The 2064-nt window shown below is 57.1% G+C and carries 4 protein-coding genes and 1 pseudogene; 4 read left to right on the top strand and 1 reads right to left on the bottom strand.

The genetic code is table 11. The features are described from left to right. From ACWGTI_RS32285 to ACWGTI_RS32295, 3 genes are all read left to right on the top strand, one after another. On the top strand, positions 1-194 hold a 194-nt coding region (locus ACWGTI_RS32285; RefSeq protein ID WP_454590635.1), incomplete at its 5' end, for a hypothetical protein. Between the two features lie 546 nt (positions 195-740). Further along, positions 741-1208: a MucR family transcriptional regulator gene (locus ACWGTI_RS32290; protein WP_454578920.1), complete on the top strand. Its 468-nt coding sequence runs from the start codon at positions 741-743 to the stop codon at positions 1206-1208. Beyond that, complete coding sequence (locus ACWGTI_RS32295) at positions 1209-1370, top strand: hypothetical protein (protein WP_454578919.1); 162 nt, start codon at positions 1209-1211, stop codon at positions 1368-1370. Between the two features lie 36 nt (positions 1371-1406). Here ACWGTI_RS32295 and ACWGTI_RS32300 read toward each other — a convergent pair whose 3' ends face one another. Beyond that, a complete protein-coding gene (locus tag ACWGTI_RS32300; RefSeq protein ID WP_120019260.1) occupies positions 1407-1619 on the bottom strand; it encodes a cold-shock protein in 213 nt (70 codons plus the stop codon). Between the two features lie 323 nt (positions 1620-1942). Between ACWGTI_RS32300 and ACWGTI_RS32305 the strand changes: the two are divergent. Continuing rightward, a pseudogene (locus tag ACWGTI_RS32305) lies at positions 1943-2064 on the top strand (co-chaperone GroES); the annotation flags it as partial.

A 2064-nucleotide genomic window follows, 5' to 3' on the forward strand; every position in this document is an offset into this window, starting at 1 on the left:
AGACGCTGCAAATCAGTGCGATCCATATCCCCATAGATTCAGGGATTCTTGCCCCTGACAAGGGCGTGAGTAATTACTTCGACCCCTTTGCGTCACGTATAGTTATGTTTGATGTACTTTATCGTAATTGCGCAAGGCTGTTTCAAGTCATAGGTGACGAGAATAATAGCCATACACCAAACACCCGGTTGTAGCTTGCATGATCACTATTATGCTACCGCTGGATAGTTTGTTCGTAACGTACACAATCGCGTAACTTTTTGGCGTGTGTCGTGGTGTAATGTGAACCGAGAATACTGATCGCTCCTGACCGGCTCCTTGCCGAGGACTTCTGCGACAGCCTCGCCCCCATGACGCTTTGGTGCTGAAAGACCAGCACAAAGAGGGGCGTTCCATCTAATGTGACAGAGCAAGAGACGGAAACCATCCTAACGTTACATAGTTGGCCATTTTGGCAGCTTCGGGCCGACCAGGCCTTGTTGGCGGCAGCTTAGAGGCCAGGTTCTCGGCGACAACCGTTGAGGAGCTCCGCCGCACCACAATCGGGCAAAGAAGGGCTAGACCTGTCTTCCGCGCTTGGTCGGGCAAGACTTTCTGGGAGGAACCTGACCTGCAGACGCCATGACCGGATTGCGGGATGACCATCGCCATAGCCGGCCAGGCAATCATTGCTTTCGGCGGTGGGCATCACTATGGGGTGGAACTTCGCCGACTGCTGATCATGCCATAAGGAGCGTTCCGTGACAGAAGAAGCCGACAACAACACAACTGATGCCCTCATCGAACTCACCGCCGATGTCGTCTCGGCATATGTTTCGAACAATCCAGTTCCGGTCGGGGAACTCCCGGCCCTGATCGGGCAGGTACATGCAGCACTGAAGGGCACGGCCGGTGGCGTCGCGCCTGACAAGCCGGAAGCTCTCAAGCCTGCCGTGCCGATCAAGAAATCGGTCACGCCGGACTTCATCATCTGCCTGGAAGACGGGAAGAAATTCAAATCGCTGAAGCGGCACCTGTCGACTGACTACGGCCTGACGCCGGACGAATACCGCGCGAAATGGGGTCTGCCGGCGGACTACCCGATGGTCGCGCCAAACTATGCCGCCGCACGTTCGGCATTGGCCAAGACCATGGGCCTCGGCCGTAAGCCCAAGGAAGCGGAAAAACCAGCGGCTGCGAAGCGGACCCGCAAGGAGCCCGCGGCCTGATTGATCGCCGCCGCCGTCGTCTGGCCCATATCAGCTGCCCGCAACACTGCGCCGAATATGAAAAGGCGGGAGAAGTCCCGCCTTTCACTTGCAAACGATGTTGTTGCACAGGCAATTCTGGAAGGCGCGCAGCAATCCGCTGCGGCCATCCAGTTGAGTTAGCCTACCGTGCGCTTGACGAGCGGCGGCGGGCGAAAGTCAGCCTGCTTTGCTGAGATTGCCGGCCGAGGACTTGCCGGTGCGGCGATCCTGCTCGATCTCATAATTGATCTTCTGACCATCGGCGAGGGTCGATAGCCCCGCACGCTCAACGGCGGAAATGTGGACAAACACGTCCTGACCGCCGCCATCGGGCTGGATGAAGCCGAAGCCCTTGGTGCTGTTGAACCACTTCACGGTTCCTGTCGCCATACTGTATTCCTTCATAACAATTGCAGCGTAGCCTGGCCGTAAGCCAAGCCGTTCATTAGAGACTTGGAGATAGACGCAGGAAAAGCGAAAAATCGCAAGGCCTGAGTCGCTCGGTCGAAATATCCACGCCTTGCAAAACATCAGCTCAGTAGTGCCGCACCGCCGTCTCCCTTGGGCGTGCTCCATTCCCGCTGTTCTTCGCCCTTGACACGGGATTGCCAACCGCCTATCCACCCCCCTTGTTAGCACTCGTCCTCGGTGAGTGCTAATCGCGCTCCGGCAACGGGGAACCGTTCAGCATCAGCACCAGGGAAATCCAAAAAATGGCAAAGTCGAAGTTCCGTCCACTGCATGACCGCGTGGTCGTTCGCCGGGTCGAATCCGAATCCAAGACCGCCGGCGGGATCATCATCCCGGATACGGCAAAGGAAAAGCCGCAGGAAGG

The organism is Mesorhizobium sp. ArgA1, assembly GCF_053714375.1.

Bases quoted from the DNA above. Each gene is read 5' to 3' on its own strand.
- ACWGTI_RS32300 (WP_120019260.1), bottom strand. From the start codon at position 1,619: ATGGCGACAGGAACCGTGAAGTGGTTCAACAGCACCAAGGGCTTCGGC.